Here is a 24,631-nt window from a genome sequence, read left to right as displayed (position 1 = left end):
AAAATTCATGACAATGCAACCTTCCTTGGAAACGCGCGATCTGACGATCCGCTTTGGCGGCCATGTGGCCGTAAACGCGGTCTCATGCGCCTTTCATCCCGGCGAATTGACCGTGATTGTCGGCCCAAACGGCGCGGGCAAGACGACCTATTTCAACCTGATCTCGGGGCAACTGGCGGCCACGCGAGGGCAAGTGATGAAATCCGGCACCGACCTCACGCGCATGTCCCCTTCTGCACGGGCGCAGCGCGGCATTGGCCGGGCGTTCCAACTGACCAATCTGTTCCCTCAATTGTCGGTCCTTGAAAACATCCGCCTTGCGGTTCAGGCCCGCTCCGGCGACGGCTGGCGGATCCTGCGGCAGGTGGCGGGCCTGAGACATCTCGAAGAACAAGCCGAGCATTACCTTGAAGCCGCCAAGCTGAGCGGGGTCGCGCATTTACCAGCGTCGGCCTTGCCCCATGGCGATCAGCGCAAGCTGGAGGTGGCGCTTTTGATGGCGATGGAGCCGGATATCTATATGTTTGATGAACCCACTGCGGGCATGTCTCTTGATCATGCGCCGGATGTGCTGGACCTGATTGCAGGCATCAAGAAAGACACCACCAAAATCGTTCTGCTGGTGGAGCATAAGATGGACGTGGTGCGCAGCCTCGCCGACCGGATCATCGTTCTGCACAATGGAGAGCTGCTTGCGGATGGGGCGCCGGATGCGGTGATGTCCAGCGATATCGTGCGCGATGTCTACCTTGGCAAATCGGCGGTGCCCGCATGAGCCTTCTGACCCTCAATGCGATGAAAACCAACATCGGCCAATATGCGGTTTTGCATGATGTGACCCTTGATGTGCCCGAAGGTGGCGTGTTTGTCCTCTTGGGCCGCAATGGTGCGGGTAAAACAACCACGCTGCGCTCGATCATGGGGCTCTGGCAACCCTCGCCAGGATCGGTGCTGTTCAATGGCAAAGATATTTCCGCGATGCACACGGCAGACATCGCCCGGTTGGATATCGCCTTTGTCCCTGAAAATATGGGTGTTTTTGGAGGCCTGACCGTTGAGGAAAACCTGATCCTTGCCACCGCCAAAGGCCGGTTTGATCCTGCCCGTCTGAAACGGATTTACGAGCTGTTCCCCGCGCTTGAGACCTTTTGGACCAAACAGGCGTGGTCGCTGTCAGGGGGGCAGAAACAAATGCTGGCCGTGGCCCGCGCCATTATCGAGCCGCGTGCGCTGATCCTGATTGACGAGCCGACCAAGGGGCTGGCGCCCGCGATTGTGGATGCGATGGCCGATGCCTTTCGCGAGATCGCGCAGAACACGACAATCCTGCTGGTCGAACAGAACTTCGAATTCGCCAAATCGCTGGGCCGCGACATGGCGGTGATTGACGACGGCCGGATTGCCCACAGCGGCACAATGGCCGATTTCGCCGCAGATACGGCACTGCAAGACCGGCTGTTGAGCCTGTCAGCCTGAGGAAGAATGATGCAACAGATAAACGATTTTGCAGGCCGGTTGGGCGGGGTGTACCTCTTGCCGGTTGTGGTGGCGGCGCTGGCCTTTGTGATGATTGGTGCGCCGTCCTCCTGGGTGACGCTCACCGTGGCCGGATTGGCGATGGGCATGATGATTTTCCTGATGGCCTCGGGCTTGTCACTGGTGTTTGGCCTGATGGATGTGCTCAATTTCGGCCATTCGGCTTTTGTCAGCTTTGGCGCGTTTATCGCGGCCAGCGTGCTGGCTTGGCTTTCTGGCTGGCTTGAGGCAGATGCGGTCTCGCTCAACATTGCTGCGTTGTTTCTGGCCTTTGGTGCGGCGATCCTTTTTGGGCTGGTGGCCGGATGGTTCTTTGAAACTGTAATCGTCAAACCTGTCTACAAGGATCACCTGCGCCAGATCCTGATCACCATGGGGGCGCTTATTGTGGCCGAGCAGATGATCCTTGCGATCTGGGGCGGCACGCCGGTGTCTGTGCCGCGCCCTGAGTTTTTGGAAGGATCGCTGCTGATCGGGGATATCACGATCGAGATTTACCGGATCTTCGCCTTTCTTCTGGGGCTGGGGGTCTATGCCGCGCTGTATCTGACGTTGAACCGGACGCGCATTGGTTTGCTCATCCGTGCCGGGGTGGAAAACCGTGAAATGGTGGAGGCGCTGGGCTTTCGCGTGGACCGGCTGTTTGTGGCGGTGTTCATGCTTGGCTCTGCCCTCGCGGCCCTGGGCGGCGCGATGTGGGCGGGCTATGAGACCTTGATCACACCTGCGCTGGGCGCCGAGATGATGATCGTCGTCTTCATCGTGGTGATCATTGGCGGGCTCGGGTCGATCCAGGGAACGTTGCTGGGCGCGATCATGGTCGGGCTGATGGCCAACTACATCGGGTATCTTGCGCCCAAGCTGGCGTTGGCGTCGAACATGATCCTGATGGTGGCGATCCTTCTGTGGCGGCCCAATGGCCTCAAACCGGCGGTGAAGTAAGATGAACGCGTTGTCTCAAACCACCACCAGCGGCACCAAGGCCGTGAAAGCCGCCGTTTTGTTGATCTTTGCCCTGCTGCTGTTTGCACCTTTCCTGTTTCAGGATGTGCGGGCGCTGGAAGTTGCGGCGCGGGTCTGTGTGTTTATCGTTCTGGTGGCAAGCTACGACCTGCTGATCGGGTATACCGGGATCGTCAGCTTTGCCCATACGATGTTTTTCGGCTTTGGCGCTTATGGCGCTGCGATCAGCCTCAAACAGATGGGGCCGGGGTGGGATGCCGTTCTTGTCGGTGCCTTGGCCGGGATGGCGGTCTCGCTGATTGTGGCGGTTGCGATTGGCCTGTTGTCCCTGCGGGTCAAGGCGATCTTCTTTGCGATGATCACCCTTGCCACGGCCAGTGTGGCGCTGGTTCTGGCCTCACAGCTGAGCGATTTTACCGGTGGCGAAGATGGCATCACCTACCGCGCACCGGCGCTGTTCAAAACCGCGACCAAACTGATGCTGGATGAAAACGGCAAGGTGCTGCGGGTCTTCGGTGTCAAAATCAATGGCAAGCTGGCGGCTTATTACTTTGTGTTTTTCACCTGCCTCGCCCTGTTTGTGATGATGCTGCGCATGGTTGGATCGCCGCTTGGGACGGTCCTGAAAGCGATCCGGGAGAACGAGGCGCGGGCTGAGGCGATTGGCTATCGCGTGGTCAGCTACCGGACTTTCGTGTTTTGCATCGCGGCGCTGGTGGCCTCGCTGGCGGGTACGATCTACGCGATCTGGCTCAAATACACCGGACCGGACACCGCGCTGAGCTTTGCGATCATGATCGACATCCTGTTGATGGTGGTGATCGGCGGCATGGGCACAATGTGGGGCGCGGTGATCGGCGCGACGATGCTGGTGTTGGCGCAATATTACCTGCGCGATCTGATGGGGGCGGCGGCCAAGGCCACTGTGGATATTCCGGTCCTGCCGCATGTGCTGGACCCTGATCGCTGGCTGTTCTGGCTGGGCATCATCTTTATCCTGCTGGTCTATTTCTTCCCCAAAGGGATTGCGGGCACGGTGATGGCCAAAGGGGCCCCTCGGTGAGCCAGAGGGCACAGCCGCGCCATGCATTCTTTGCTGTGCTGGGGCATGAGGTGCATGTCACGGAATGGGGCGACCGATCCGCGCCGCCGCTGGTGATGTGGCATGGGCTGGCCCGCACGAGCCGCGATTTTGATGAACTGGCGGCAGGATTTGCCGCTGATCATTTTGTCATTTGTCCCGACACCATTGGCCGTGGGCAATCCAGCTGGTCGGAAAACCCTGAAGCGGAGTATTCAATCAAACACTACGCCCGGATCGCATTGGGCGTGATGGACCACTACGGGATGGCCAAGGCCGGATGGTTCGGCACCTCCATGGGCGGATTGATCGGGATGCGCATCGCGTCCGACCCGATGGCGGATCGGCTTCGCTATCTGATCATCAACGATATCGGCCCGGAAGTGCCGCAACCGGCCATTGACCGGATATTGGCCTATGCCGCGGATCTTCCCAGCTTTGCCACCGTGTCAGAGGGCGAAGCATGGCTAAGGACCACCTACGCCCCCTTTGGTGCGGCGGAAGATCCGTTTTGGCAGCGCATGGCCATGACATCTCTCAGGCGGATGGGCAACGGCAGGCTGACCCTGCACTATGACCCCAAGATCGTTGTGCAATTCACTGCCTCGGCCGAAGAGTTGCTGTCTTGGGAACGCTATGACCGGATTGGGGTGCCCATGCATGTCTTTCAGGGCGCAAACTCCGACATTCTGCCACCGCAGATCTTGCAGCGCATGTGCGCCAGCGGCCCTCGCCCGACATCAACCACAATGCAAGGGTGCGGCCATGCGCCCAGCCTTTCCCTGCCCGGTTATGTAGGTTTTGTCCGCGAGGTTGTGGCGAGATTGCAGACCCGCTGCGGCTAGGGGCGGGGCCCCTTAAACCTGCAAGACTTTTCCTGTTTCGGTCTTGATATGGATCAACGTGACCGCCCGGCAAAGCCGTTAGACCCGCATTGAACAAATGCGGCTGCGGTGCCGACGGAACAAAGGATCAATGACATGGCAAGCTGTAGACACTGGGGGAACGCGATCTTGGGTTTGATCGGCTATGCCTTGGTCTGTGTGATGCTACTTTCTGGTGCGGCGCAGAGTGAACCGATTGTCGGAAAGTTCATTGGCAAGGTACCCGTGGGTGAATTGGTGCCGGGCGCCGATGCCTACGGAAAAATGCACGCGGATCTGCCAGTTTTACCCGCGCAAAAAGACGGTAAAATAATCGGTTATGTCTTCCTGACCTCGGATTTCGTGACGACGACCGGCTATTCGGGCAAGCCCATTCATGTGCTGATGGGGGTGGATCAGGACGCCAAGGTGACGGGGGTGAACCTTGTCAAACATTCCGAACCCATTGTTCTGATCGGCATTCCGAACTCCGAGATCAGGGCCGTCACCGAAAGCTATAAAGGCATGGATCTGACCGAAGAAGCAGCGAGCGGCGGCAGCGCGCATGAGCTCGATATCGTCTCGGGTGCCACGGTGACGATCATGGTTATCGACGATTCCATCGTGCGGGCAGGGATCAAAGTCGCACGGCAGCTTGGCCTTGGCGGGCTGCAACCGACTGTTCGCAACAGCGGTCCGCAAAAAACCATCAAGCGGCCCGATGCGGCAGAGGCACCTGTTTCCGATTGGCAAACTCTTGACGGGGATGGCTCCATCCGGACGCTGCGACTGGACGTAGGGCAGGTCAACCAAGCCTTCATCGACAGCGGCGATGCTCGCGCCATTGCACGGCCCGACAAGGGCGCACCTGAGGATACATTCATCGAGATGCACGTCGCTTTGGCCAGCGCACCGGAGATCGGGCGCACGCTTTTGGGCGATGATGAGTATGCCAACCTGCTAGAGTGGCTGGACGAAGGAGAAGAAGCGATCCTCGTGCTGGGCCGCGGCAAATATTCGTTCAAAGGCTCGGGCTATGTGCGGGGCGGTATTTTTGACCGCATACAATTGATCCAGCAGGACAATTCGGCACGGTTCTTTGACAGGCAGCAGCGCCGCCTTGGCCGGCTGGCCCCCGAAGATGCGCCCTCCTTTACAGAGCTGGACATCTTCAAGATACCTGCCGATGTCGAGTTTGATCCCGCAGAGCCATTTCGACTGCAACTGCTTGTGCAGAGGGCCGTGGGGGCAATTGACAAGACCTTCATCACTTTCGATCTGGGCTACCGTCTGCCAGACCGCCATCTTGAAACCGTGACCCCCGCTGCGGCGCCGACAAACGGCGGATCGATTGCGGCCTCCAGCGATCCGGATGAGTTGAGCCACTTGTGGCTGCGCATCTGGGATCAAAAAAGGATCGAAGTGGCGCTGCTGGTCGCGGCCATCGGGGGGCTGACGGTGGTGTTCTTTTTCCAGATGCAGGTCACACGCAATGCGCGGTTTGCCTATTGGTTCCGCATCGGGTTCCTCAGCTTTACCCTGATCGTGCTGGGTTGGTATTCCAACGCGCAATTGTCGGTGGTGAACGTTCTGGCTTTTTTTGCGGCGGTCACGACAGATTTCTCATGGTCCGCATTCCTGATGGACCCGCTTGTCTTTATCCTTTGGTTCTCGGTGGCCGCGTCACTGTTGTTCTGGGGCAGGGGGGTGTTCTGTGGCTGGCTCTGCCCGTTTGGCGCATTGCAGGAACTTTCAAACAAGATCGCACGGTTCTTCAAAGTGCCGCAGATCACCGTGCCCTGGGGCCTGCACGAACGGCTTTGGCCGATCAAATATATGATTTTTCTGGGGCTCTTTGGACTGTCGCTCTATTCGCTTGAGTTGGCCGAACGGTATGCCGAGGTCGAGCCGTTTAAGACCGCGATTATCCTGAAATTCCAACGCTCATGGCCCTATGTTCTGTTTGCTGTGGCGCTGCTCGGGGCTGGGCTGTTTATCGAACGGTTCTATTGTCGCTATCTGTGCCCGCTTGGCGCGGCGCTGGCGATCCCGGGCCGGTTGCGGATGTTTGATTGGCTCAAAAGGTACAAGGAATGCGGCAGCCCCTGCCAGCGCTGTGCCAAGGAATGCATGGTGCAAGCCATTCATCCTGAAGGGAATATCAATCCCAACGAATGCCATCAGTGCCTGCACTGTCAGGTTTTGTATCAAAGTGAAAAGGATTGTCCTGTCTGCATCAAGAAGGCCGTGCGCCGGGCGCGAGACAAGGCAAACCATCCAAATGCATTTGTTGTCCCAGATCAAAGACAGAAAGAATCGACCTAGGTACTCAGTCCTTAATGTTACCGAATCTCGGAAACATATTCAAGATTTAATATCTGAAAAAGGAAGAGAGATATGTCTGCTGAAGAAACCCGGAAAAAAGGCTTCTCGCGGCGCGGTGTGCTGACAGCGGGTGCCGCTGCTGCTGCCGGTGCCGGTCTGGCGTCCGGCTTCGTCCCTGGGTCTGCCAAGCCTGCTGCGGCGGCTGGTGCGTCCAAAGTGAACCTCGCCCCCGGTGAGTTGGACCCCTATTACGGTTTTTGGTCGTCCGGCCAAACCGGTGAAGTGCGCATTCTCGGCTTTCCTTCCATGCGCGAACTGATGCGTATTCCGGTGTTCAACCGATGCTCGGCCACCGGTTGGGGCCAGACCAACGAAAGTCTGAAAATCCTGACCGAAGGTCTGATGCCCGAAACCAAGGAATTTCTTGCCGCCAAAGGCATGAAAACCTACGACAACGGCGATTTGCACCACCCGCATATGTCCTTCACCGATGGCACCTATGATGGCCGCTATCTGTTTGCCAACGACAAGGCCAACACCCGCGTGGCGCGTATCCGTTGTGACGTGATGAAATGCGACAAGATCATCGAAATCCCGAACGCCCAAGACATCCACGGCATGCGTCCGCAGAAATACCCGCGCACCGGTTACGTCTTTGCCAACGGTGAACACGAAGTGCCGCTGGTCAATGATGGCCAGATCCTGAACGAGCCTGAAAAATACGTGAACATCTTCACCGCCATTGATGGTGACGAGATGAAAGTGGCCTGGCAGGTGATCGTCAGCGGCAACCTTGATAACACCGATTGTGACTATCAGGGCAAATACGCCTTCTCGACCAGCTACAACTCTGAAATGGGTATGACCCTTGCCGATATGACCGAAGCAGAGATGGACCACGTGGTTGTATTCAACCTCAAAGCCATTGAAGAGGGCGTCAAGGCCGGTGACGTGCAGATGTTGAACGGTGTGCCTGTTGTCGATGGCCGCAAAGGTCAGAACAAGAAATACACCCGCTATATCCCGATCCCGAACAGCCCGCATGGCGTGAATACCGCACCGGACAAACGCCACGTGGTGATCAACGGTAAACTGTCCCCGACAGTGTCGATCATCGACGTTGAAAAACTGGATGCGCTGTTCGAAAGCGATATCGATCCACGGTCCTGCATCGTCGGCGAGCCAGAGCTGGGCCTTGGCCCGCTTCACACCGCCTATGACGGCAAAGGCAACGCCTTTACCACGCTGTTCCTCGACAGCCAGGTTGTGAAATGGAACATCGACAAAGCCATCCGCGCCTTTGCGGGCGAAGATGTCGATCCGATCATCTCCAAAGTGGACGTTCACTACCAGCCCGGCCACAACTCTACCTCGATGGGCGAAACCGCCGAGGCGGATGGTGAATGGCTAATCTCGATGAACAAGTTCTCCAAGGACCGGTTCATCAACGTAGGCCCATTGAAGCCTGAGAACGAACAGCTGATCGACATTGCCTCGGGCGACGAGATGTCTGTTGTGCATGACGGCCCAACATTTGCCGAGCCACATGATTCCATCATCGTTCGCGCCGACATTGTGAAGCCTGTGAATGTCTGGGATCGTGCTGATCCGGTTTTTGCAGATGCGGTCAAGCAAGCCGCGGCTGACGGTGTGGATCTGGAATCCGACGATGTGGTGATCCGCGACGGCAACAAGGTGCGGGTCTATATGACCTCTGTTGCGCCGCAGTTCGGTCTTGAGGAATTCACTGTCAAGCAAGGCGATGAAGTCACCGTTTACGTGACCAACCTTGATGATGTGGATGACGTGACCCACGGCTTCTGCCTCTCCAACCACGGCATCGCGATGGAAGTTGCGCCACAAGCAACCTCTTCGGTGACCTTCGTGGCCAACCGTCCGGGCGTGCACTGGTTCTATTGCCAGTGGTTCTGCCACGCGCTGCACATGGAAATGCGCGGCCGGATGTTTGTTGAGCCTCGAGCAACTTAAGGCAAGCTGACATGAAACGGATGGCCCTGACCTTTGCGAGCGTGCTCAGCCTTGTGCTGCCGGTGTCTGCCCTTGCGGCAGATATCCCGGTGGCACCGGGGCAGGGCAGCTTGGCCGGGGCCATCCGAACCGCTGACGCCGGCGACCGTCTGATCTTGCAGGCTGGCACCTATGGCGGTGGCGTAACTTTGGGAAAAACACTCTCCATCATAGGACAGAACGGATCAGAGGTGATCGGCCCGGACGCAGGATCGGTGATCACCGTCGATGCGCCTGATGTGACCATTGCGGGCCTGACAATTCGTGGCTCCGGATCGGACCACCAGAATATCGACAGCGGCGTGCAGCTGACCAAAAAGGCCAAGGGCGCGCAGATCACGAACAACCGGTTCGAGGGCAATCTTTACGGCGTGGATGTGCATGGCGCCAAGAACGCGCTGGTCGAGAACAACACAATCATTGGCCGCCGCGACCGCCTGATGAACCGCCGCGGCAATGGAATTTATATCTGGAATGCGCCGGGCACAAAGGTGGTCGGCAATTCCGTTCGCTATGGGCGGGATGGTATTTTTGTGAACTCCAGCCGCAAAAACGTGTTTTCGGACAACCGGTTCGAGGATCTGCGCTTTGCGGTGCATTACATGTATGCGGACAACACCGAAGTATCCGGCAACATTTCGATCGGCAATCACCTCGGCTTTGCCATCATGTTCAGCACACGGGTCAAGGTGATCGGCAACACCTCTATCCGTGACCGCGACCACGGCATCATGCTGAACTACGCCAATTCATCGGTGATCAAGGACAACATCGTGCGAGAGGGCGGCGAAAAATGCCTTTTCATGTACAATGCCAACAAGAACAAACTGCTGAACAACACCTTCGAGAAATGCCAAATCGGCATTCATTTCACTGCTGGATCGGACCGCAATACCATTGCCGGAAACGCCTTTGTCGGCAGTAAGACCCAGGTCAAATATGTCGGGACCAAAGACCATGTCTGGACCGGCAATTACTGGAGCGATCACAGCGCCTATGATGTCAACGGCGACGGCATCGCGGATCAGGCGTTCCGCCCCAACGACGCGATGGATCACATCCTGTGGACACAGCCTTCGGCCAAACTGCTGCTGGGCAGTCCTGCGATCCAGTTGATCCGCTGGGCGCAAAAAGAGTTTCCCGCGCTTTTGCCCGGCGGTGTGGTTGATGACGCCCCCCTGATGAACCCGCCGCCGCAGCCGGCAGCCCCTCTCGTACAACAGGCCTCCCTCAGATGACCTCCTTGCTCAATATTTCCAACGTTTCCATGTGCTTTGCCCACCGCGACGTCCTGTCAGATGTCTCCTTTGATGTGGCGCCGGGTGAACGGGTGGCCCTGCTGGGCCACAATGGCGCGGGCAAAACCACGCTCTTTCGCATCATTTTGGGTTTTTTGAGCCCCAGCGACGGACAGATCACCATCAATGGCGCGGCGCCCGGCACTTCGGCGGCCCGCAATACGGTGTCCTACCTGCCAGAAAGCGTGTCATTCCCCAAGCTTTTGACAGGCCGCGAAACAGTTGCCTTTTACGCCAAGCTGAAGGGCGTTGCGCCCGCTGCGGTGGATCAGGTTCTGGACGATGTGGACCTTACGGAGGCCGCAGATCAACGATGTGGCACTTATTCTAAAGGCATGCGCCAGCGGCTTGGCCTTGCGCAGGCGATGCTGGGCGATCCCAAACTGCTTTTGCTGGATGAACCAACCTCAGGTCTGGATCCTCTGGCGCGGCAACGGTTCTACCACCTGATCTCGAAAATGGCGGAACGCGGCACTGCGGTGCTGCTGTCCTCTCATGGTCTCAGCGAGATCGAAGCGCGCACCGACCGGGTTGCGATCCTGCGCAAAGGCAAGCTGGTGGCGGATGCGCCCCTGACCGATCTGCAACATTCGGCAAACCTGCCGCTGCGCATTCGGGTGCAAGCCGACACGGCGCATGTCGATAAAGTGCACCAGCAGATGGGCGGCCAGCGGATCAACGGCGCCACGGTCGAATTGGAATGCCGCTATCCCGAAAAAATGCAGCGTTTGACGGCCATCTCGGCCCTTGGCACGGTCGTACGGGATGTGGAGGTCTACCCACCCAGCCTTGATGACATTTACCGCCACTATTCGGCGGATACGGAGACAAGACAATGAGCGGCCTGATCGCCATCGCCCAGAACGAAGTGCGCATCGGTATGCGCAACAAATGGATCATGCTGGCAACCGCGATCCTGCTGGTGTTCGCGCTGTTGCTGGTTTTGCTTGGCTCTGGCCCCGCCACTTCTAGCAGCACGGACGGATTGACGATCATCTCCGCCAGCCTCGCGACACTTTCGGTCTATCTGGTGCCGTTGATCGCCCTGTTGCTGTCATTTGACGCGATTGCCGGGGAAATTGATCGCGGGACATTGCAACTGACCCTTGCCAGCCCGGTCAGCCGCGCCGCGGTGGTCATGGGAAAGTTTCTGGGTCATGTGATCGTTTTGTCCATTGCGGTATTGATCGGCTATGGCTTGGCGGGGGTCTGTGCCTTCTTCGCCATCGACAACGTGGCCTTGGCAGGTGTTCTGGATCTGGCGCGGGTGATTGGCACCAGCATTGCCCTGGGCGCCACATTCGTCGGCATCGGATATGTCGCCAGCGCCTGTGTGCGCCAGACCGGCACGGCTGCGGCCCTGGCCATTGCGATCTGGCTTTTTGCGGTGGTGCTGTATGATATGGCGCTGCTGGGCGGCTTGCTGGCAGATCCCGAAGGGGTTTTTGCCACCGATCTGTTTCCTTACCTTCTTGTGGCCAATCCGGCAGATGCCTTTCGCCTGTTTAACCTCACAGCTCTGGATGCTGCGGGTGCCAGCACCGGGTTTGCGGCGGGCGGTGACGTTTTGCCCTTCGCGCCTCAGCTAGCCATTGCCAGCCCATTCATCTGGATCGTTGTGGCACTTGCACTGACTGTTGTGATGATGCGGAGGATCAAACCATGAGACAGCATTTGAAGCTGGCCGCCCTGGCAATCTGTGCCTGCGTTGCCCTTGCTGGATGCAAGGAAGAGCTAGCCGCCGAACGCCCCGTTGCCATCGCCATGACCGAAGAGGCGGTTGGCCATTATTGCAACATGACCATTCTGGAACACACCGGACCCAAGGCGCAGATCCATCTCAAGGGCATCGACCATCCGATCTGGTTCTCGCAGGTCCGCGACGCCATCGCCTTTACCCGCTTGCCCGAAGAAACGCAGGAGCCCGTGGCGATTTACGTCAATGACATGGGCCGCGCGGCAGATTGGGATTTTCCCGCTGACGACACTTGGATTGATCTTTACGAGGCGTTCTTTGTGATCGAAAGCACCCGCACCGGCAGCATGGGCGCGCCTGAGGCAGTGCCTTTCGGAACGCAGGCCGCCGCAAATGACTTTGCCCAGATCCACGGCGGCCGTGTGCTGCAATTACACCAGATCCCCGATGACTATGTGCTGGGTCCGGTTGAACTGGGTTTTCAGGATTCTTAAGAAACAAGGACGCAGGCCATGACTGTTTCACGCCGCCGATTTATCGCGATCACCGCTGGTTTTGCATTGGTCTCAGGGCAGGCCAGTGCCGCCCAAGCCACGGCGGATTGGCAAGGCGTGGCGCTGGGCGCTCGGGTGCAGTTGCGGCTTGTCGGGCTGGATCAGGACCATGCGGCACATCTGATTGAAATCACCCGCAATGAACTGTTGCGGTTGGAAAAACTTTTTAGCCTTTATCAACCCGGCAGTGCCCTGTCGCAATTAAACGCCAAGGGGCGCTTGCAAGCGCCGCCGCCTGAAATGCTGGAACTTCTGGGGCAGGTCGGGGCCATCCACGGCGCCACGGATGGCCTTTTTGATCCCACCATTCAACCGCTTTGGACCGCCTATGCCAATGCCAACGGGACGCCCACACAGGACACAATTGCCTCCGCCCATGCCAAGATCGGCTGGGAAAAAGTCCGCTTTGGCGCGGGCGAAATCTCCTTTGACCAAGGGGGCATGCAACTGACCCTCAACGGCATCGCGCAGGGCTATATCACCGACCGCATCACCGCATTGCTTCGCAGCAACGGTGTGACAGATGCCGTGGTCGATATGGGCGAGATTTCGGCGATGGGGCATGGGCCGGACCAAAAGGCATGGCGCGTCGGGCTGGCCGAGAAAAGTGACCAACCGGCGGCGCAGTCTATCCGGCTGAGCAATAAATCGGTGGCAACATCTGCCCCGCAGGGCATGACAATCGCCGGACAGGCCAGCCATATTCTTGATCCCCGAACAGGCAACCCCGCCCCGCAATATTGGAGCCGTGTCAGCGTGATCCATCCATCCGCTGCGATAGCCGACGGGCTCTCGACCGCCGCGAGCCTGATGCAGGCAGATCAAATGCGTAGCTGTATCAAGGGCTTCGCTTGCGTTGATATTATCGCGGCAGGGCCGGAAGGGCGCCAGCTGCGGCTGCGCGTGACCTGACGTTCAGATATCTTTCACGAGTCGCAGCGCATCATAAATCGCCGCATGGGTGTTGCGGGCTGACACGGCATCACCAATCCGGAAGAGTTGAAACTGGCCCTCCGGGTTGGTCAGGATCCCCTGGGGCTGTCCCGCGATCAGTGCCTCATAATCCACCGCGCCGCCATTGGATGACTGCGGTTTGAGGTCGAAATAGAGATCATCCAGTGGCAGTGTACCGTAGTTCAGAACCACCTGATCATAGTCTTTCTCATAGGTGTGATCAGAGTAGTCGGTCCCGATGGTGGCCCGCATTTTGTTCCCCGCCGGGGCCACATCCACCAAGCGGCGCGTGACGGTAAAGGTCACATCCTTGTCCTGAAGGCTGCGCATATAGGGCACTAGGTTCATGCCCATCACCTCGGGGGCAAAGCTGCGATCGGGTGTCATGATCTCAACCGATGCACCGCTTTGTGCCGCAAGTTCAGCGGCTTGCAGGGCAGGGTGGTCACCGCTTTCATCATAGATCAGGATATGCCCGGCAGGTTTCACATCGCCCGAGATCAGATCCCAACTGGTGATCACATGCGGCGCCTCGCGCCCGGTCTCGAACAGTTCGGTGTTCGGCAGCCCGCCTGTGGCAACGATCACCACAGCGGGGTTAAGTGCAGTGACATCCGCCGCCTCGGCCCATGTGTTGAAGTGGAAAGTCACATCCCGCGCCGCACATTGCGCCATGCGCCAATCAATGATGCCGATCATCTCGCGCCGCCGTGGCGATTGCGCGGTCAGCCGGATCTGCCCGCCGGGGTCTGCGGCGGCCTCAAACACCGTCACCTGATGACCGCGCATCGCGGCCACCCGGGCGGCTTCCAATCCGGCAGGGCCAGCGCCGATGATCACCACCTTGCGCGGCTGCGGCGCTGGGGCAATATCATGCGGCATGCTCAGCTCTCGTCCCGTGGCGGCATTGTGAATGCACAGGGCCTCGCCTGCCTGATATATCCGGTCCAAACAATAGGTTGCCCCGACACAGGGGCGAATGTCATCCTCGCGCCCTTCGGTGATTTTGCGCACGATATGTGGGTCCGCCATATGGGCGCGGGTCATGCCAACCATATCCAGAAGGCCCGAAGCCACCGCATGCCGCGCCGTGGCCACATCGGGAATGCGGGCCGCGTGAAAGGTTGGCATGCCGGTCGCCGCTTTGACCGATCCGGCAAAATCCAGATGTGGGGCAGATTGCATGCCCTGAACCGGGATAATGTCGGTCATCGCCGGATCGGTATGAATGCGCCCCCGGATCACATTGAGAAAATCCACCTGACCGCTGTTTGCCAGCCGCTTGGAAATCTCAAGGCCTTCTTCGGCAGAGATCCCGCCCGCCTGCGCCTCATCAGCGGTATAGCGCAGGCCCACGATGAACTCCGACCCGACGCGTTTGCGGATCGCCTCCAGCACATCCATCGGAAACCGCATCCGGTTTTCCAGTGTATCGGCGCCATAAGGCCCGGTCAGATCATTGGTCAGAGGCGACCAAAGCTGATCCAGAAGATGGCCGTAAACCTGCAATTCAATTCCATCCATGCCGCCGTCTCTCATCCGTTCTGCGGCATCGGCAAAATCGGTGATGATCCGGTCAATATCCCAGTCTTCCAACAGCTTGGGAAAGGACCGGTGCGCCGGTTCGCGGTGTTTGGAGGACGACACAGACGGCAGCCAATCGCCCTTGTTCCACCCCGTGCGCCGCCCCAGATGGGTCAGTTGGATCATCACCGCGCAGCCATGTTCATGCACCGCATCTGTCAGTTTGCGCACCCATGGCACCACGTCATCGCGGTAGGCCAGAATATTGTTGAACACTGGCGGGCTGTCCCGGCTTACAGTCGCGGATCCGGCGGTCATCGCCAGCGCAACACCGGCCTTGGCCCGCTCTGCATGATAGGCGGCATAGCGGTCCTTGGGCATGCCGTTTTCGGGATAGGCGGGCTCATGGGCCGTGGTCATGATCCGGTTCTTGAGCGTCAGGTGTTTGAGCTGAAAAGGCTGGAGCAGTGGATCTTTTGACATGGGCCTCACCATCGGATTGCGCGGGCCAGTATTGCGCCCGCATGGGCAAAGCTTAGCGTCCCTTTTGAACAATCGAAAAACAAAAAGCGGCGCTTCCATGAACAGGAAACGCCGCTTTTCATTGGTATCGGGTCCTTGGCCGGGATTTAGGCCAGATCAAACCGATCCGCGTTCATCACCTTGGTCCATGCCGCGACGAAATCCGGGATAAAGGTATCCTTGGCATCCGCTGCGCCATACACCTCTGACAAGGCGCGCAATTGCGAGTTGGAACCAAAGATCAAATCGGTTCGCGTCGCGGTCCATTTGACCTCACCACTTGCGCGGTCACGCCCTTCAAACACCTCTTCCTTGTCGTCTACAGGTTTCCATTCGGTGCCCATGTCCAGAACGTTGACAAAGAAATCGGTTGTCAACGCACCGGGACGGTCGGTGAAGATGCCATGGGTTGAACCGCCTGCATTGGCACCAATCGCCCGCATCCCACCAACCAAAACGGTCATTTCGGGCGCGGTCAGGGTCAGCAGTTGCGCACGGTCCACCAACAGCTTTTCTGTTGGCACCGCATAATCCACCTTGAGATAGTTGCGGAACCCGTCTGCCTGCGGTTCCAGCACGTCAAAGCTTTCGGCATCGGTCTGATCGGCAGAGGCGTCCATGCGGCCCGGTGTAAACGGCACCTCGATGTCGTGGCCTGCCGCCTTGGCCGCCTGTTCGACCCCGACAGACCCGGCCAGCACGATCAGATCGGCAAGGGAGACTTTCTTGCCGGCAGCTGCAGATGCATTGAAGTCGGATTGGATCTGTTCCAGCGCATCCAGGGTTTTGGACAGCGTTGCCGGTTCGTTGACTTCCCAATCCTTCTGCGGGGCCAGACGGATACGGGCGCCATTCGCGCCGCCGCGTTTGTCAGAACCGCGGAAGGTCGCGGCAGAGGCCCATGCGGTCTTGACCAGATCGGCGGTGGACAGGCCAGTCTCGGCAATCTTACCCTTGAGGGCCGCGATGTCTGACGCATCCACCAACGGGTGATCGACGGCAGGGATGGGATCCTGCCAGATCAGATCTTCAGCCGGCACTTCCTTGCCCAGATAGCGGGCTTTTGGCCCCATATCGCGGTGGGTCAGCTTGAACCAGGCCCGCGCGTAGGCATCGGCAAACTCTTCGGGGTTTTCATGGTAATGCTTTGAAATTTTGGCGTATTCCGGATCAACCTTGAGTGCCAAATCGGCGGTGGTCATCATCGGTTGATACTTTTTCTCGCCGCTGGCCGCATCCGGCACGGTGCCCGCCATTGCATCGCCCTTGGGCTTCCACTGGTTGGCGCCTGCGGGGCTTTTGGTCAGCTCCCATTCGTTGTTCAGCAGAGTGTCGAAATAGCTCATATCCCAAGTGATCGGCGTCGGGGTCCATGCGCCTTCGATGCCGGAGGTTGTGGTATGCGCCGCCAGCCCGCTTTCAAATGTGTTGCGCCAGCCAAGACCCATCTCGTGGATCGGCGCTGCTTCCGGCTCTGCCCCCACGAGTGACGGATCGCCCGCGCCATGCGCCTTGCCAAAGGTGTGACCACCAGCAACCAATGCAACGGTTTCGGCATCATTCATCGCCATCCGCGCAAAGGTGTCGCGGATATCATGGGCTGAGGCCTGCGGATCGGGGTTGCCGTCCGGGCCTTCGGGGTTCACGTAGATCAGGCCCATCTGCACAGCGGCCAGCGGGTTTTCCAGATCGCGTTCGCCGGAATACCGGCTGCCGGGTTTGTCTGACGTGGCCAGCCATTCCTCTTCGGTGCCCCAGTAAATGTCTTCCTCAGGCTCCCAGATGTCCTCGCGGCCACCGGCAAAACCAAAGCACTCGAAACCCATGGTTTCCATGGCGACATTGCCGGTCAGTACAAACAAATCGGCCCAAGAGATCGCATTGCCGTATTTCTGTTTGATCGGCCACAGCAAACGGCGGGCCTTGTCGAGGTTGCCGTTGTCAGGCCAGGAATTCAGCGGCGCAAACCGTTGCGAGCCGGAAGAGGCGCCGCCGCGACCGTCGCCAGTGCGGTAAGTGCCGGCAGAGTGCCAGGTCATGCGCACGAACATCGGGCCGTAGTGACCATAATCGGCGGGCCACCAATCCTGCGAATCTGTCATCAGATCCGCCAGATCCTTTTTCAGCGCGTCCAGATCCAGAGATTTGAACGCTTCGGCATAGTTAAAGTCCTTGGCCATCGGATCAGACAGGGGGGTATTTTGATGCAAAATTCGCAGGTTAAGCTGATTGGGCCACCAGTCCCGGTTGGACCGGACGCTTTGTGTCGTATGCTTGGCCGCGCCGTGCATCACGGGGCATTTGCCACCTGTATCCATGTCATTGCCGTCCATTGGTCTCTCCCTTTTGTGTGATTTGGAATCTTTCTAACAAGGTGGCGCGGTAAATAAAAATTGGATTTTCGGATGGCTTTGATAGTTTGAGGTTATGATAAATCTAACACTGAAACAGCTCCGCTATTTCGAAGCCTTGGCGCAGCAGCAACATTTTGGCCGCGCTGCCGCCTTTTGCTCCATCTCGCAGCCCGCGTTGTCCGTGCAGATCAAAGAGATGGAGACCCAATTGGGCCGACCCCTGTTTGAACGTGGCGCCCGCGAGGTGCGGCTCACCGCCTTTGGGGCCGAAATCAGCGCAAAGGTGCGCGGTATCCTAAGTGCGGTGGATGATCTGGGCGATTTCGCCCGTGCGGGGCAGGACGGATTGGCCGGCACGTTCCGGTTGGGTGTCATCCCGACCATCGCGCCTTATTTGCTGCCCCGGCTAATTGGCGATCTGACGCGGCGCTATCCGCGGATGGACCTACATCTGCGCGAAACCTTGACAGCGCGGCTGGTGCAAGAGTTGCTGGAGGGCGGCCTTGATGCGGCGATCGTGGCATTGCCGGTGTCCGAGCCATCCCTGATTGAGACACCATTGTTTTCTGAAGATTTCCTTCTGGTGCGCCCGGCAACGCAAGCCGATGCGCCGGTGCCAACCCGCGAAGAATTGCGCGATATGCGGCTTCTTCTGCTCGAAGAAGGGCATTGCTTTCGCGATCAGGCTTTGTCGTTTTGTCAGGCGGATGCCAGCCCCCCTCGGAACGGTCTGGACGGCAGTTCACTTGCAACATTGGTACAGATGGTCGGCGCGGGCATCGGCGTGACAATGATCCCCGAAATGGCGCGGTCAGTTGAGACCCGTTCTGCGGCTGTGGATTGTGCGCGGTTTGCGGGTCAACAACCTTCGCGCACAATTGGAATGATCTGGCGGCGCACGACCCCGCTGGCATCACAATTGCAAGAATTGTCCGAAGTCGTGCGTTTGGCGGCGCAGGATCAACGACGCACAAACTAAGAAAAAAGCCATGGTGATTTGGGCGGCGTATGAGGCAATATGTTTTGATTTCAAAGTGTTGACGCCTTCCTGTGCCATTCAACTCACTCGTCCACGTTAATCTGGTTGTAACGACTGATGTTCTAGATGCCCCAAACGGACATGGCCGTCCGTGCAGGTCGAAGGAACACCATATGTCTGAAAGCGACAGCCAGAAACCGCGGATGAACCCCATTCACTCGCTGTTCTTCAAATGCACATTCATGGTGGCAATTTGTGTGATTGTTGTCGTGGCGGTTATCGAGTTCCGAAACAACGTTTATGTCCGCGCAAAGACACAGCAAAATATCGCCGAACGCGCCGAAGAGGTGACAAACCTGCTGGCGGTTCAAATGGGTGGATCGGTGAAATTTGGCAACACAGACGCGGTTGAAGGGATCGTCAGCGGCGTTGTGACCGAGGCGCGGCGGGAGGCCGTTGGCGCGGTTGTGATTGATCTCGATGGAAATATCGTATTTCAAGGTGAGACACCCGAGTTTGAACCCCTGCGCGAGACCGCCGAAGAACTGGCGCGGCAGTCGTTGTCCAGCGGTGAAGTTGTCTCGGCGGACAACGGGAAAATGATCGCAATGCCCCTGCGCTTCGGCCGGGAGAACGCGGTGGTTGGTTCCGTTGTCACCGCATGGAGCGATGCCTATGCCCTGCAAGCCTTGGCGCAGGAAAATGTGATAACGCTGGCGGTCGCGCTGGCCATTCTCCTCGCTGCATTGGGGGTCGCGGCGTATTATCTGCGCACACGGATGTCTCAACCCCTCGGCGCGTTGGAAGCCGCGATGGAGCGGATTGCGGGCGCAGACTATGAAACGTCGGTCCCCTTCATCAACCGTCGCGACGAGATTGGCAAGATGGCAGGCAAGCTGGATGCGTTTCGCGGGTCTTTGAGTAAGGCACATCAGGCACAGCGTGAAAATGCTTTCAAAAGTGCGGCTTTTGCAGGGTCTTCTGCATCCTTGATGGTTGTCGACGAGAACGCCAATGTGATTTTTGCCAATCCCGCCTGCATCGCCATTATCGAAAGCCTGATGCCCGAACTGGAAGAACATTGGCCGGGCATTTCGCCTCAGAACCTTGTTGGTGCGCCGCTGACGGAACTTTACGGGATGCAATCTGCGATCACCGGCATTCTGGACGGAGACGATGCACCCGCCGCATCCGGCGAAACTGAAGTGACTTTGCGCGTCGCGGATCGGATTTTGCGGATCCGGACCAACCCGGCCTGTGATGCGGACGGCCATGTGATCGGATGCGTGGTCGAATGGACCGACCGCACGGAAATCCAACATAATGCCGCCTTGCTGGACGCAATCAACACAGGTCAGTTGAGCGTGGAATTCTCGATCAATGGGCAAGTTCTGGATGCCAACGACAATTTCCTGAAAATGATCAATGGCACCAAGAAAGACACGGAAGTTTGCTCGCTTTTCTCGATGTTTGCGAACAATCTGGAAGGAGACACGGACGGGCGGCGCTTCGCGGCTGAAGCCTGCGCAGGCAGAATTCCCCCAGGTCGGTTCAAGGCCTACAGCATCCACGCCGACAAGGTGTTTGTTGTCGAAGGCAGCCTTGCCGTGATCAAGGATGAAAGTGGTGCACCGGAAAAGGTTATTTTCTTGGGTGCCGATGTGACCAGCCAGGATGAGGCAATGCGGGCGGCGGAGCAAAGCAATGCAAAATCTGCAGAAGAGCAAGGCAATGTCGTCGCCTTGCTTGGCGAGGCGTTGAACCGACTTGCGGATGGCGATCTGGAGGCGGAAATCTCTGATCATGTGCCGCCTGCCTACGAAAAGCTGCGCTCGGATTTCAACGGCACGGTGGACAGCCTGCGCAACGCCATCTCCACCGTGATCCACAATTCGGACTCGATCCGCAGTGAAACCAATGAGATCACCTCAGCGGCCGACGACCTGTCGCGGCGCACCGAAAAACAAGCCGCGACATTGGAAGAAACAGCCGCGGCATTGGACGAATTGACGGTGTCTGTGCGATCTGCGGCTGAGGGCGCAGATGACGCCAGCAAAATGTCGGCAGATGCCCAGAAAAATGCCGAGCAGGGCGGCGAAGTGGCGCGCCAGGCTGTCGAGGCGATGGACGGGATCAAGAATTCGTCACAGGAGATTTCCAAGATCACCAGCGTGATCGATGACATCGCGTTTCAGACCAATCTTCTGGCGCTCAATGCCGGGGTTGAGGCCGCGCGGGCAGGGGAGGCAGGCCGCGGGTTTGCCGTGGTCGCGACCGAAGTCCGGGCGCTTGCCCAACGGTCGTCTGACGCGGCGCGCGAGATCAACACCCTGATCTCTTCAAGCGGTGAACAGGTGCGCCAGGGCGTCGATCTGGTGGATCGCACCGGCAGTGCGCTGGCTTCCATCGTGACTTCTGTTTCAGAGATTTCCAACAGGGTGTCGAATATCGCCGCATCCGCAAGGGAACAATCCAGCGGACTGGCCGAGATCAACACAGCGGTCAACGAGCTGGATCACGTCACCCAACAAAACGCTGCCATGTTCGAAGAAACCACTGCGGCCAGCCATGCTTTGACCAGTGAGGCCGATGCATTGGCACAAGCGGTTGCGCGGTTCCGATTGGGCAGCAGCCATGCGGCGCACCCTACGACCATAAAAACGCCCGTCCCGGTGAGCCAAGCGAAACCACCCATGCCAGCATTGCCCACAAGCCAAGGCAACGCCGCCCTGAGTCTTTCCGCCGATGCGGATGGATGGGAGGAATTCTAGTGAAGTAACCGTTGCCCGGGAAGGTCGTCAAATGAGCCGTTTAAAAACAGTCCGCTGGAATGCAGAAGGCCGCTTGCCGGAAGTGGTTTGCACTGTAAGCCGGACGTCCCTTCAAAAAACGAATGTTGATCAATCGCGTGTTCCGGCAAAACGCTCTGCCCAGTTTTCGCGATCTTCATCGCTGATCTTTGCGAACAACACCTCGGGCACCTCGAATGCATGACCCGGCGCCATCACGGATAGCGTGGCAGGCACATCATCTGGCCAGACCTGATCCGAAAGATGCACGGCTGACAGCATTTTGGCGGCCGCATCAGGAATGAACGGCGCCGACAGGTTGGCGTAGAATGGGATCAGATTCAAAGCCAAACGCACTTGCGCTGCGGCTTTGTCCGGATCGGTCTTGAAGGTTGTCCAAGGCGCTTGTGCCTGCAGATATTCGTTGCCCGCTGCCCAGATTGCCCGCAATTCCTGCGCGGCCTTGCGCACTTCGATCGCATCCATATGACCTTGATACCGCGCAACCCGTTCCGTCAAATCTGCGATCAATGCCGTTTCCGCATCACCAAATTCGCCGGCCTCGGGCACGGTTTCACCAAACTTGGATCGGCAGAACTTGGTGATCCGGCTGACAAAATTGCCCAGAACATCGGCCAAATCCTTGTTTACCGACGTCTGGAAGTTCTCCCAGGTGAACTCCGCATCCGAAGTTTCCGGCGCATGGCTCAGAAGCCACCAGCGCCAGTAATCGGCAGGCAACAGCTCAAGCGCCTGATCCATAAATACACCGCGACCGCGCGAGGTGCTGAACTGGCCGCCATCATAGTTCAGGTAGTTGAAAGATTTGATGTAATCGACCAATTTCCATGGCTCATCCGACCCCATGATCGTTGCGGGGAAACTGAGCGTGTGGAACGGTACATTGTCCTTGCCCATAAACTGGGTATAGCGCACATCATCTGCGCCTTGATCGGTGCGCCACCAGCGCTGCCAATCCGTCCCCTTGCCCGCATCAACCCATTCCTGCGCACAGGCGATGTATTCGATCGGCGCATCAAACCAGACATAGAAAACCTTGCCTTCCATGCCCGGCCATTCCGCCTCGCCGCGCTTGACCGGCACGCCCCAGTCCAGATCTCTCGTGATGCCGCGATCTTGCAGTCCGTCACCATCATGCAGCCACTTTTTGGCAATCGACGTGGTCAACACAGGCCAATCGGCCTTGCTGTCAATCCATTGATCCAGTCGGTCCTTCATCTTGCTCTGCTTGAGAAACAGATGTTTGGTGTCGCGCATTTCAAGCTCGGTCGAGCCTGAGATGGTGCTTCGGGCGTCGATCAAATCAACAGGATCCAACTGCTTGGTGCAATTGTCACATTGATCGCCTCGGGCGCTGTCGAAGCCACAATTGGGGCAAGTCCCTTCAATATAGCGGTCAGGCAGGAAGCGCCCGTCAGCGACGGAATAAACCTGCTGTTCCACCACGTCCTCGATCAGACCTTGATCGGCCAGAACGCCCGCGAAATGCTGGGTCAGCTTGTGGTTTTGCGGGCTGGAAGACCGGCCGAAATGGTCAAAAGACAGGCCAAACCCATCCGCGATCCTGGACTGCACCGCATGCATTTCAGCGCAATATTCAGCGACCGGCTTGCCTGCCTTGGCGGCGGCCAACTCGGCGGGGGTGCCGTGTTCATCCGTGGCGCAGAGGAAAAGAACCTCATTGCCGCGCGCCCGCAGATAACGGGCATAGAGATCCGCAGGCAGTTGGCTGCCCACCAGATTGCCCAGATGTTTGATCCCGTTGATGTAGGGGATGGCCGATGTAATCAGATGTCGGGTCACGCGCGAAATGCCTTTAGCCGTTGTTTGATGCTGCTTTAGCAGGCGGCGGGATCACTTGCCAGCCTGCACAAACGGCATCCCCTATTTCTCGCGGCTGCGGCGCAAAAGGCGCCCTACCTGAAAGCTGGTGCGCGGCGCATAGACATAGCGGGTGCGATCCTTGCGGGTGGGCCGGGCGCGCATCCGGGTCAGGCCAAAGATCACCAGCACGGCGTGGCCGGCTGATATCATCAAGAACAGCGCCGATGCGCCGAAGTTCTCGATCAGGACCGAGGCCAGGTAGGGGGCAAAGATTGCGCCGAGGGCAAAGAAAAACATCAGTGCGGCGGACAGTTCCACCCGTTCTTCGCTGCTGGCGAAATCATGGGCATGGGCAGCGGCGACAGAATAAATTGGAAAGGTCGTCAATCCGAACAATCCGGCGGTCAGCATGATGCCGACAGTGCCCATCCCCGACGCCATCACGGTGATGAAACAACTGGCCATGGCCGCAACCGACAACCAGATCAACACCGCGCGGCGGTCGTATTTGTCCGCAAGCCAGCCAATGGGAAACTGCGCCAGAGCCCCGCCCAGAACAAAGGCCGAGAGGAACCAAGCGATCTGGCCCGCACTCAGCCCGACTTCCTGGCCGTAGATCGGACCAACCATCCGGAACGACGCGCTGGAGAGGGCGGCAACCACCACGCCCGCCGCCGCAAGAGGGGATCGCGCAACCGCCAGCATGGGCCGCAGCCGGGGGGATTCGGGTGTTTCTGGCTGCTGCACCTTGGTCAAGGTCAGCGGCAAAAGCGCAGCACAACAGCCCATCGCCAACAGGTTGTAGGAGATATAGCTGGCAGGTGCCAGAATGCCGATGATCATCTGTGCGCCCAATGATCCTGTCATATCCACAACCCGGTAAATGCCCATGGCGCGGCCGCGGGTCTCATTCGTGACTTTGGATTGCAGCCATGCCTCAATCACCGTGTAACAGCCCGCCACGCACAGGCCGGAGGCCACGCGCATCACGGCCCAGGCATAGGCATCAATGATGACCATATGCGCCATGAGGCCAATCGCACCGGTCGCGGTAAAGGCGGCAAAGGCGCGGCTGTGGCCCACCGATCCCATCAGGCGCGGCGCCCACCAGCATCCAATAAAAAAGCCGAAGAAATGCGCCGAACCGAGCATCCCGATCTCTTGCCGGGAAAAGCCCAGAACAGTGCCCGACAACACGTCCAAGGGGCCAGTGCCACCAGAGGAAAGTTGCAGCAAGATGACGGAAAAGAAGAGGGCGGCAAATGAAATGAGCAGGCGCATACCTGCTGATAGGCCGAATGCATTGGCAACCCCAAGAGG

18 protein-coding genes are annotated in these 24,631 nt (G+C 58.3%); 14 read left to right on the top strand and 4 right to left on the bottom strand.

Annotated features, from left to right (window positions below):
* The first annotated feature begins 7 nt into the window (after positions 1–7).
* The 12 genes from K3754_RS13215 to K3754_RS13160 all read left to right on the top strand — a co-directional run bounded on the left by K3754_RS13215 (position 8) and on the right by K3754_RS13160 (position 13,256).
* Complete coding sequence (locus K3754_RS13215) at positions 8–775, top strand: ABC transporter ATP-binding protein (RefSeq protein WP_259937915.1); 768 nt, start codon at positions 8–10, stop codon at positions 773–775.
* Entirely contained in the window at positions 772–1,476 is a 705-nt protein-coding gene (locus K3754_RS13210) for an ABC transporter ATP-binding protein (protein ID WP_259937914.1), read from the top strand. The genes K3754_RS13215 and K3754_RS13210 overlap by 4 nt, the downstream gene beginning before the upstream one ends.
* 9 nt (positions 1,477–1,485) lie before the next feature.
* On the top strand, positions 1,486–2,478 hold the full coding sequence (locus K3754_RS13205; protein WP_025046718.1) for a branched-chain amino acid ABC transporter permease: 993 nt from the start codon (positions 1,486–1,488) through the stop codon (positions 2,476–2,478).
* A 1-nt stretch (position 2,479) separates the two neighbouring features.
* Positions 2,480–3,562: a branched-chain amino acid ABC transporter permease gene (locus K3754_RS13200; RefSeq protein WP_259937913.1), complete on the top strand. Its 1,083-nt coding sequence runs from the start codon at positions 2,480–2,482 to the stop codon at positions 3,560–3,562.
* A complete protein-coding gene (locus tag K3754_RS13195) occupies positions 3,559–4,425 on the top strand; it encodes an alpha/beta fold hydrolase (protein WP_259937912.1) in 867 nt (288 codons plus the stop codon). Before K3754_RS13200 ends, K3754_RS13195 begins: the two co-directional genes overlap by 4 nt.
* A 135-nt stretch (positions 4,426–4,560) precedes the next feature.
* Positions 4,561–6,768: a NosR/NirI family protein gene (locus K3754_RS13190; RefSeq protein ID WP_259937911.1), complete on the top strand. Its 2,208-nt coding sequence runs from the start codon at positions 4,561–4,563 to the stop codon at positions 6,766–6,768.
* A 72-nt stretch (positions 6,769–6,840) separates the two neighbouring features.
* The gene (nosZ, locus tag K3754_RS13185) at positions 6,841–8,757 is read left to right on the top strand and encodes a TAT-dependent nitrous-oxide reductase (RefSeq protein ID WP_259937910.1); all 1,917 of its coding nucleotides are present in this window, start codon (positions 6,841–6,843) and stop codon (positions 8,755–8,757) included.
* Between the two features lie 11 nt (positions 8,758–8,768).
* A complete protein-coding gene (locus K3754_RS13180) occupies positions 8,769–10,034 on the top strand; it encodes a nitrous oxide reductase family maturation protein NosD (protein WP_259937908.1) in 1,266 nt (421 codons plus the stop codon).
* Entirely contained in the window at positions 10,031–10,933 is a 903-nt protein-coding gene (locus K3754_RS13175; protein WP_259937900.1) for an ABC transporter ATP-binding protein, read from the top strand. Before K3754_RS13180 ends, K3754_RS13175 begins: the two co-directional genes overlap by 4 nt.
* Positions 10,930–11,760 carry an ABC transporter permease gene (locus tag K3754_RS13170; protein WP_259937899.1) on the top strand — a complete coding sequence of 277 codons (831 nt, stop codon included), beginning with the start codon at positions 10,930–10,932 and terminating at the stop codon, positions 11,758–11,760. The genes K3754_RS13175 and K3754_RS13170 overlap by 4 nt, the downstream gene beginning before the upstream one ends.
* Positions 11,757–12,284, top strand: a complete 528-nt coding sequence (locus tag K3754_RS13165) for a nitrous oxide reductase accessory protein NosL (protein ID WP_259937897.1) — start codon at positions 11,757–11,759, stop codon at positions 12,282–12,284. The genes K3754_RS13170 and K3754_RS13165 overlap by 4 nt, the downstream gene beginning before the upstream one ends.
* A gap of 18 nt (positions 12,285–12,302) precedes the next feature.
* On the top strand, positions 12,303–13,256 hold the full coding sequence (locus tag K3754_RS13160; RefSeq protein ID WP_259937895.1) for an FAD:protein FMN transferase: 954 nt from the start codon (positions 12,303–12,305) through the stop codon (positions 13,254–13,256).
* A 3-nt stretch (positions 13,257–13,259) separates the two neighbouring features.
* Here K3754_RS13160 and K3754_RS13155 read toward each other — a convergent pair whose 3' ends face one another.
* Together K3754_RS13155 and katG are read right to left on the bottom strand one after the other, a co-directional pair.
* Positions 13,260–15,305, bottom strand: coding sequence for an NADH:flavin oxidoreductase (locus K3754_RS13155; protein WP_203210646.1), 2,046 nt, complete (start codon positions 15,303–15,305; stop codon positions 13,260–13,262).
* Between the two features lie 146 nt (positions 15,306–15,451).
* Entirely contained in the window at positions 15,452–17,677 is a 2,226-nt protein-coding gene (gene katG, locus K3754_RS13150) for a catalase/peroxidase HPI (protein ID WP_203210647.1), read from the bottom strand.
* A gap of 94 nt (positions 17,678–17,771) precedes the next feature.
* On the opposite strand from katG, the gene K3754_RS13145 reads away from it, so the two are divergent.
* Together K3754_RS13145 and K3754_RS13140 are read left to right on the top strand one after the other, a co-directional pair.
* On the top strand, positions 17,772–18,677 hold the full coding sequence (locus tag K3754_RS13145) for a hydrogen peroxide-inducible genes activator (protein WP_259937891.1): 906 nt from the start codon (positions 17,772–17,774) through the stop codon (positions 18,675–18,677).
* A gap of 173 nt (positions 18,678–18,850) precedes the next feature.
* Positions 18,851–21,448: a methyl-accepting chemotaxis protein gene (locus K3754_RS13140; RefSeq protein ID WP_259937889.1), complete on the top strand. Its 2,598-nt coding sequence runs from the start codon at positions 18,851–18,853 to the stop codon at positions 21,446–21,448.
* A 129-nt stretch (positions 21,449–21,577) separates the two neighbouring features.
* On the opposite strand, the gene metG is transcribed toward K3754_RS13140, so the two are convergent.
* Both metG and K3754_RS13130 read right to left on the bottom strand, forming a co-directional pair.
* The gene (gene metG, locus K3754_RS13135; RefSeq protein ID WP_203210650.1) at positions 21,578–23,290 is read right to left on the bottom strand and encodes a methionine--tRNA ligase; all 1,713 of its coding nucleotides are present in this window, start codon (positions 23,288–23,290) and stop codon (positions 21,578–21,580) included.
* Positions 23,291–23,371: 81 nt separating this feature from the next.
* Positions 23,372–24,592, bottom strand: a complete 1,221-nt coding sequence (locus K3754_RS13130; protein WP_259937887.1) for an MFS transporter — start codon at positions 24,590–24,592, stop codon at positions 23,372–23,374.
* Positions 24,593–24,631 lie beyond the last annotated feature (39 nt).

Origin of the sequence: Sulfitobacter sp. M368, assembly GCF_025141875.1 — a bacterium.
Classification (GTDB): Bacteria; Pseudomonadota; Alphaproteobacteria; order Rhodobacterales; family Rhodobacteraceae; genus Sulfitobacter; species Sulfitobacter mediterraneus_A.
The sequence above is the reverse complement of the archived record's forward strand: the minus strand, read 5'-3'. Positions and strand labels throughout refer to the sequence as shown.

Excerpts from the sequence above, each read along its gene's own strand:
- K3754_RS13215 (WP_259937915.1), top strand. The coding sequence starts at position 8 with ATGACAATGCAACCTTCCTTGGAAACGCGCGATCTGACGATCCGCTTT.
- K3754_RS13210 (WP_259937914.1), top strand. The coding sequence starts at position 772 with ATGAGCCTTCTGACCCTCAATGCGATGAAAACCAACATCGGCCAATAT.
- K3754_RS13205 (WP_025046718.1), top strand. The coding sequence starts at position 1,486 with ATGCAACAGATAAACGATTTTGCAGGCCGGTTGGGCGGGGTGTACCTC.
- K3754_RS13200 (WP_259937913.1), top strand. The coding sequence starts at position 2,480 with ATGAACGCGTTGTCTCAAACCACCACCAGCGGCACCAAGGCCGTGAAA.
- K3754_RS13190 (WP_259937911.1), top strand. The coding sequence starts at position 4,561 with ATGGCAAGCTGTAGACACTGGGGGAACGCGATCTTGGGTTTGATCGGC.
- nosZ (WP_259937910.1), top strand. The coding sequence starts at position 6,841 with ATGTCTGCTGAAGAAACCCGGAAAAAAGGCTTCTCGCGGCGCGGTGTG.
- K3754_RS13180 (WP_259937908.1), top strand. The coding sequence starts at position 8,769 with ATGAAACGGATGGCCCTGACCTTTGCGAGCGTGCTCAGCCTTGTGCTG.
- K3754_RS13175 (WP_259937900.1), top strand. The coding sequence starts at position 10,031 with ATGACCTCCTTGCTCAATATTTCCAACGTTTCCATGTGCTTTGCCCAC.
- K3754_RS13170 (WP_259937899.1), top strand. The coding sequence starts at position 10,930 with ATGAGCGGCCTGATCGCCATCGCCCAGAACGAAGTGCGCATCGGTATG.
- K3754_RS13165 (WP_259937897.1), top strand. The coding sequence starts at position 11,757 with ATGAGACAGCATTTGAAGCTGGCCGCCCTGGCAATCTGTGCCTGCGTT.
- K3754_RS13160 (WP_259937895.1), top strand. The coding sequence starts at position 12,303 with ATGACTGTTTCACGCCGCCGATTTATCGCGATCACCGCTGGTTTTGCA.
- K3754_RS13155 (WP_203210646.1), bottom strand. The coding sequence starts at position 15,305 with ATGTCAAAAGATCCACTGCTCCAGCCTTTTCAGCTCAAACACCTGACG.
- katG (WP_203210647.1), bottom strand. The coding sequence starts at position 17,677 with ATGGACGGCAATGACATGGATACAGGTGGCAAATGCCCCGTGATGCAC.
- K3754_RS13145 (WP_259937891.1), top strand. The coding sequence starts at position 17,772 with ATGATAAATCTAACACTGAAACAGCTCCGCTATTTCGAAGCCTTGGCG.
- K3754_RS13140 (WP_259937889.1), top strand. The coding sequence starts at position 18,851 with ATGTCTGAAAGCGACAGCCAGAAACCGCGGATGAACCCCATTCACTCG.
- K3754_RS13130 (WP_259937887.1), bottom strand. The coding sequence starts at position 24,592 with ATGCGCCTGCTCATTTCATTTGCCGCCCTCTTCTTTTCCGTCATCTTG.